At 72.2% G+C, this 6,767-nt stretch carries 5 protein-coding genes; 2 read left to right on the forward strand and 3 right to left on the reverse strand.

Annotated features, from left to right (window positions below):
* On the forward strand, nucleotides 1-382 hold a 382-nt coding region (locus N869_RS11705), incomplete at its 5' end, for a DUF4190 domain-containing protein (protein ID WP_035061929.1).
* Nucleotides 379-939, forward strand: coding sequence for a septum formation family protein (locus N869_RS11710; protein ID WP_052105478.1), 561 nt, complete (start codon nucleotides 379-381; stop codon nucleotides 937-939). The genes N869_RS11705 and N869_RS11710, both read left to right, overlap by 4 nt.
* A 17-nt stretch (nucleotides 940-956) precedes the next feature.
* Here N869_RS11710 and N869_RS11715 read toward each other — a convergent pair whose 3' ends face one another.
* The 3 genes from N869_RS11715 to N869_RS11725 all read right to left on the reverse strand — a co-directional run.
* Complete coding sequence (locus N869_RS11715; protein WP_052105479.1) at nucleotides 957-3,458, reverse strand: glycoside hydrolase family 65 protein; 2,502 nt, start codon at nucleotides 3,456-3,458, stop codon at nucleotides 957-959.
* Nucleotides 3,455-4,195 (reverse strand): HAD family hydrolase, encoded by a 741-nt coding sequence (locus N869_RS11720; RefSeq protein WP_035061931.1) that lies wholly within the window; start codon nucleotides 4,193-4,195, stop codon nucleotides 3,455-3,457. The genes N869_RS11715 and N869_RS11720 overlap by 4 nt, the downstream gene beginning before the upstream one ends.
* A 109-nt stretch (nucleotides 4,196-4,304) precedes the next feature.
* On the reverse strand, nucleotides 4,305-6,767 hold a 2,463-nt coding region (locus tag N869_RS11725), incomplete at its 5' end, for an ATP-dependent Clp protease ATP-binding subunit (RefSeq protein ID WP_035061933.1).

A 6,767-nucleotide genomic window follows, 5' to 3' on the forward strand; every position in this document is an offset into this window, starting at 1 on the left:
CCCCGGGCAGCTGCCCCCCGGCGCGCCCGGCGGTCACGGCCCGTTCGGGCCCCCGCCCCCCGGCGCCCCGCTCAGCCAGCAGGCGGTCGACCAGTACATGTACGGGGCGTGGGCCACTCCCCCGCCCCCGCAGGACGCGTTGGCGGTGGTGTCCCTGGTCCTGGGGATCGTGGCCCTGCTGGTGCTCCCGCTGCTCGGTGTCCCCGGCCTCGTGCTCGGTCTGCTGGGCCTTCGGCGGATCCGCGCCGGGCGGACCCGCGGGATGGGCCTGTCCGTGGCGGGGATCGTCCTGGGGGGGATCGGCACCCTGCTCACGTTCCTGGTGGTGCTGGTCCTGGGCATGTCCTTGTTCGGCTTTCTGGGCGAGGTGGTCGGCCTGTGACCACGCCCCACCCCGAGGACGTCCCGCAGGAGCCGTACTACGCGCCCGGGTGGGCGCCGCAGCAGCAGGGTGAGCCACGCCCGCCCCTGCCCCGCTGGCCGTTGTGGACCGCCGCCGTCGTGGCCGGCGTGAGCCTGCTCGCCGGGCTCGGGTTCGCCGTCCGGTACGCCGCCGACCTGCGCAGCCTCGGGGAGGTGGACGGGGCGACCACCGCGCACGTCCGGCAGCTGGAACGGGGGCACTGCGTGGAGGACCTGCCGCAGGACGGGGCGGTCACCCGGGTGCGGGTCGTGCCCTGCGAGGACCCCCACCGGGCCGAGGTGCTGGGCACCTACCAGTTCCGGGAGGACGTGTGGCCCGGCGCCGAGGAGGCCGAGCGGCGGGTCGCGGCCGGGTGCCAGATGGACTCCGCCCAGCGTCAGGCCGGTGCAGAACCGGTGGTGTGGTTCCCCAGCGAGGGGAGCTGGCGTCAGGGTGACCGGCTCGGGGTGTGCCTGGCGCAGCACCCCGAACCGGTCCGTGGGTCGTGGGGTGGCGGCGACTCACCGACGCCCTGACCCGGGCACCGACGGTCTCAGCCGTTCAACCCCGAGTGGTGGGGTACGGAGGCGGTGATGACCGTCCCGTCGGCGCGCAGGGAGCCCCGCAGCGCCGTCGGGTCGGGCTCGCCGTCCAGGCGTGGCCCCTGGCCGTCCAGGGCGACGGTCACCGTCCGGTCACCGACGGTCACCTCCTCACCGCGCACCGCCACGGTGACCTGCTCGCCGTCCTCGACCACCAGGTCCATCTCGTCCTGACGCAAGGTGACCTTCAGACGGTGGCCGCGCACGGTCAACCGGTAGGTCAGCGAGGTCCACTCCGCGGGTAGACGCGGGTCGAAGGTGATGCGGCCGTCGTAGTGGCGCATCCCGCCGAACCCGTTGACCAGGGCCTGCCACATGCCACCGGCGGAGGCGACGTGCACCCCGTCGGTGGCGTTGGCGTGCAGGTCGGCGAGGTCCACGAACAGGGCCTCGTGGAAGTACCGCAGCGCGAGCTGGTGGTACCCGACCTCGGCGGCCATGATCGACTGGACGGGGCCCGAGAGGGTCGAGTCCCCGGTGGTGATCGGGTCGTAGTAGTCGAAGTCCGCGCGCTTCTCGGCATCGGTGAACTGGTCGCCCTGCAGGAACAGACCCAGCACCACGTCCGCCTGCTTCAGGACCTGGAAACGGTAGATCACCAGCGGGTGGTAGTTCAGGAGCAGGGGCCGACGGTCGGCGGGGGTGTTGGGCAGGTCCCACACCTCGCGCTCGTGGAACTGGGAGTCCTGGGGGTGGATGCCCAGGTTCTCGTCCCACGGGACCGCGAGCGCGTCGGCGGCGCGCTCCCACTCCTCGATCTCCTTGCAGGCCAGACCCAGGCGTGCGCACATGCGTGCGTAGTGGTCGGGGTGGGACTCCTGCAGGTGCCGGGCGACCTCGGCGGCGCGACGCAGGTTGAACCGGGCCATGACGTTGGTGAACAGGTTGTCGTTCACCACGGTGGTGTACTCGTCCGGGCCGGTCACGCCGTGGATGTGGAACGAGTCGCCGCCGTTGCCGCGCCAGAACCCCAGGTCGGCCCACATGCGGGCGGTCTCGACCAGGACGTCGATGCCCTCGCGGGCCAGGAAGTCCTCGTCGCCGGTGGCCTGGACGTACTTGTCCAGGGCGTAGGAGATGTCGGCGTCGATGTGGTACTGCGCGGTCCCGGCGGCGTAGTAGGCCGAGGCCTCCTCGCCGTTGATGGTGCGCCAGGGGAACAGCACCCCGTTCTGGGTGAGCTCCTTGGCCCGGCGGCGGGCCGCGGGGAGCATCGTGTACCGGAACCGCAGGGCGTTCCGGGCGAACAGGGGGCTGGTGTAGATGAAGTACGGCAGGACGTAGATCTCGGTGTCCCAGAAGTAGTGGCCGCTGTACCCCGAGCCGCTGACCCCCTTGGCGGGGATGCCGGCGCCCTCGGCCCGCGCGGCCGCCTGGGCGAGCTGGAACAGGTTCCAGCGCAGTGCCTGCTGGACCTCGGGCCGGCCCTCGACCTCGACGTCCGACCTGGCCCAGTAGTCGTCGAGCCAGGCCCGCTGGTCCTCGAACTGCTGCTCCACGCCCTCGACGCGGACCCGGTCCAGGGTGCGGCGGCACCGATTGACGAGCTCGCGGGAGGGGACGTTCCGTGAGGTGTGGTAGCTGACGGCCTTGGTGATGGTGATGGGCACGCCGGGCTCGGCGCGCATCCGGTACACCTGCTTGGCGTGGTCGTCCTCCACGAGGGTCAGGACCTCGTGGGGGGAGTCGGTGGTGATGGTGTGGTCGACGGCCACGGCCAGGGTCATGCGCGAGTTGGTGCACTGGTAGCCCAGGACGGTGCGGTCCTCGTCGCCCCAGCTGTCCTGGGGCTGCAGCACCCGCTCGCTGAACCGCTCGCCCTTGCGGGGGTCGTTCATCGCGGAGCCGGGCGGGCTGGTGCGGTACTCGTCCAGGCCGTCCTGACGGTTGACGACCTGGGAGGACACGACCACCGGCACCGACCGGTCCAGGACGGTGACCTCGAAGGTCATGACCGCCAGGTGCCGTTGGCTGAAGGAGACCATGCGCCGGGACCGCACCCGCACCCGGTTGCCCGACGGGGTGCGCCACAGGATCTCCCGGCGCAGCAGCCCGTTGCGGAAGTCCAGCGTGCGTTCGTAGTCGATGAGGTCCGCGACCGGCAGGAGCAGCGGCTCGTCGTCCACGTACAGGCGGATGATCTTGGAGTCGGGGGCGTTGACGATCGTCTGCCCCACCTGGGCGAACCCGAACGCCTCCTCGGCGTGCTTGATCGACCACGTCTCGTGGAACCCGTTGATGAACGTGCCGTGCGCGTGGCTGTCACGCCCCTCCTCGACGTTGCCGCGCATCCCCAGGTAGCCGTTGCCGACGGCGAACAGGGTCTCGGTGACGCCCAGGTCGTCGCTGCCGTGGTAGGCCTCGGTCAGCGCCCAGGGGTCCACGGGGAACCGTCCCCGGTCCAGGTAGTCGGGCAGCTCACCCAGGGGAGCCTCCGGGGGGGTGCGCTTCACTCGGTCACCGCCCCACCGGTCGGCGTGCCGATCAGCTCGGCCAGGTCCTGCACCACCACATCGGCGCCGTTCTCACGCAGGGACTGCGCACCGGCACCGCGGTCCACCCCCACGACCAGGCCGAAGTCCCCGGCCCGACCGGCGGCCACCCCGGACACCGCGTCCTCCAGGACGACCGACCGGGCCGCCGTCGTCCCCAGGAGCTCCGCGGCCCTCAGGTACGTGTCGGGTGCCGGTTTGCCGGCCAGGCCCGTGGCCCGGGCGACCTCGCCGTCCACCACGATCTCGAACCGGTGGGCCAGGCCCGCAGCAGCCAGCACGACCGGGGCGTTGCGCGAGCTGGAGACCACCGCGACGGCCGTCCCACGCTCCTGCAACGCGTCCAGCAGCCGCACCGATCCCTCGTAGGCCTGCACCCCCTGCTCGGCGAGGATCTGGGAGAACACGTGGTTCTTCGCGTTGCCGAGCCCGCACACGGTCGGTGCCCACGCCTCGTCGGTGGGGGCCCCCTCGGGGAGCTCCACCCCGCGGGACGCCAGCGCCGACCGCACCCCGTCGTACCGGGGTTTGCCGTCGACGTGGGCGAAGTAGTCGTCGTCGGTGTAGGCCGGTTCGACGCCGTGCTCGGTGAAGTACCGGGTGAACATGCTGCGCCAGGCGTCCATGTGGACGTCGGCAGTGGGTGTGAGGACCCCGTCGAGGTCGAACAGCGCGGCGTCGAAGTCGTCCCAGTTCATACCCCCGACGTTAGTGCCACACCCCCCCGGCCTGGCGACCCGGAACCTAGGACCCCCGGCTGTCCGGCCCTGCCCGCCGGTCCGTTCACCCGGTCGTTCACCCGGCCGCTCACCCGCCCGCGGGCCCGGCGGTCAGCACCAGCCCGTCGGGGCGCAGCCCGGGGTCGCGGTCCACCCGCACCGTCCCGCCGTCGTCCACCTCCCCTGCCAGGATCATCCGGGCCAGGGAGTCGCCGATCTCGCGCTGCACCAGCCGCCGCAACGGGCGCGCACCGTAGGCGGGGTCGAACCCCTCCAACGCCAGCCACTCCCGGGCCGCCGAGGTGACGTCCAGGGTCAGGCGCCGCTCCGCCAACCGCTCGCCCAGGCGCGCGACCTGCAGGTCCACGATCCGGGTCAGCTCGGGCACCGTCAGGGCGTCGAACACCACCACCTCGTCCAACCGGTTCAGGAACTCCGGCTTGAACGCCCCCCGCACCGCCTGCATGACCGCCTCCCGCTTGGCCGGCGGCTCCATCACCGGGTCCACCAGGAACTGCGACCCCAGGTTCGACGTCAGCACCAGGATCGCGTTGCGGAAGTCGACGGTCCGCCCCTGCCCGTCGGTCAACCGACCGTCGTCCAGGACCTGCAGCAGCACGTCGAACACCTCGGGGTGGGCCTTCTCGACCTCGTCGAGCAGCACCACGCAGTACGGACGACGACGCACCGCCTCGGTCAGCTGACCACCCTCGTCGTAGCCCACGTACCCCGGCGGGGCACCCACCAGGCGGGCCACCGAGTGCTTCTCGCCGTACTCGGACATGTCGATGCGCACCATCGCGCGCTCGTCGTCGAACAGGAAGTCCGCCAACGACTTCGCCAGCTCGGTCTTGCCCACACCGGTGGGCCCCAGGAACAGGAACGACCCCGTGGGCCGGTCCGGGTCGGCCACACCGGCACGGGACCGGCGCACCGCGTCGCTGACCGCCGCGACCGCCGCCTCCTGCCCGATCAACCGCTCGCCGAGCACCCCCTCCATGCGCAGCAGCTTGCTGCTCTCCCCCTCCAGCAACCGGCCCGTGGGGATGCCCGTCCACGCCGAGACCACCTCGGCGATCTCGTCGGGACCGACCTTCTCGGCGATCATCGGCTGCTCGGCCTGCTCCGGCGAGGCCCCCGCCTCGGCACCGTGACCGGCGCCACCGTGGCCACGCTCGGCGGCCTCCGCGGCAGCGATCTCCTTCTCCACCGAGGGGATCTCCCCGTACAGGACCCGCGACGCCGCAGCCAGGTCACCCTCACGCTGGTGCCTCTCGGCCGCGACCCGCAGCCCGTCCAACCGCACCCGCAGGTCACCCAACCGGTTCTGCCCGGCCTTCTCCCGCTCCCACCGGGACGTCAGCGCCGCGAGCTCCTCACGACGGTCGGCGAGCTCGGCCCGCAACCGCTCCAACCGTTCCCGGGACGCCGCGTCGTCGGCCTCGGACAGGTACTGCTCCTCCATCGCCAACCGGTCCACCGTCCGCTGCAGCTGGTCGACCTCCACCGGCGAGGAGTCCAGCTCCATCCGCAGCCGCGACGCCGCCTCGTCCACCAGGTCGATCGCCTTGTCCGGCAGCTGACGTGCGGTGATGTAGCGGTCGGACAACGTGGCCGCCGCGACCAGCGCCGCGTCCGAGATCCCCACCTTGTGGTGGGCCTGGTACCGCTCCTTCAGACCCCGCAGGATCCCCACGGTGTCGGCCACCGACGGCTCACCCACGTACACCTGCTGGAACCGCCGCTCCAGGGCCGGGTCCTTCTCGATGCGCTCACGGAACTCGTCCAGGGTGGTCGCGCCGATCAGCCGCAGCTCACCGCGCGCGAGCATCGGCTTGAGCATGTTCCCTGCGTCCATGCTGCCCTCGCCGGCGCCCGCCCCCACCACGGTGTGGAGCTCGTCGATGAAGGTGACGACCTGCCCGTCGGAGGACCGGATCTCGTCCAGGACCGCCTTGAGCCGCTCCTCGAACTCGCCCCGGTACTTGGCACCGGCCACCATGGACGCCAGGTCCAGGGAGATCAGACGCTTGCCGCGCAGCGACTCGGGCACGTCACCGGCGACGATCCGCTGGGCGAGGCCCTCGACCACGGCGGTCTTGCCGACGCCCGGCTCACCGATGAGCACCGGGTTGTTCTTGGTGCGACGGGACAGGACCTGGACCACCCGCCGGACCTCGGCGTCGCGACCGATGACGGGGTCCAGGCGGCCCTCGCGTGCGGCGGCGGTGAGGTCGACGCCGTACTTCTCCAGCGCCTTGTAGGTGCCCTCGGGGTCGGGGCTGGTGACCTTCGCCGAGCCGCGGACCGCCGGCAACGCGGCGGCCAGGGCCTCCCGGGTGGCACCGGCACCGGTCAGGGCCTGCGCCGCGGGCGAGGTGCCGGACGCGAGCGCGATGAGCAGGTGCTCGGTCGAGATGTACTGGTCGCCCTGGGCCTGGGCCTCGGTCTTGGCGACGTCCAGGGCTGCGGACAACGCCCGCGAGGGAGCGGCCTGAGCCACGCCGCCACCGGACGCCTGCGGGAGGGCGGCCAGCGACGCGGCGGTGCG

It is taken from the genome of Cellulomonas bogoriensis 69B4 = DSM 16987, assembly GCF_000767165.1.
Taxonomy (GTDB): domain Bacteria; phylum Actinomycetota; class Actinomycetes; order Actinomycetales; family Cellulomonadaceae; genus Actinotalea; species Actinotalea bogoriensis.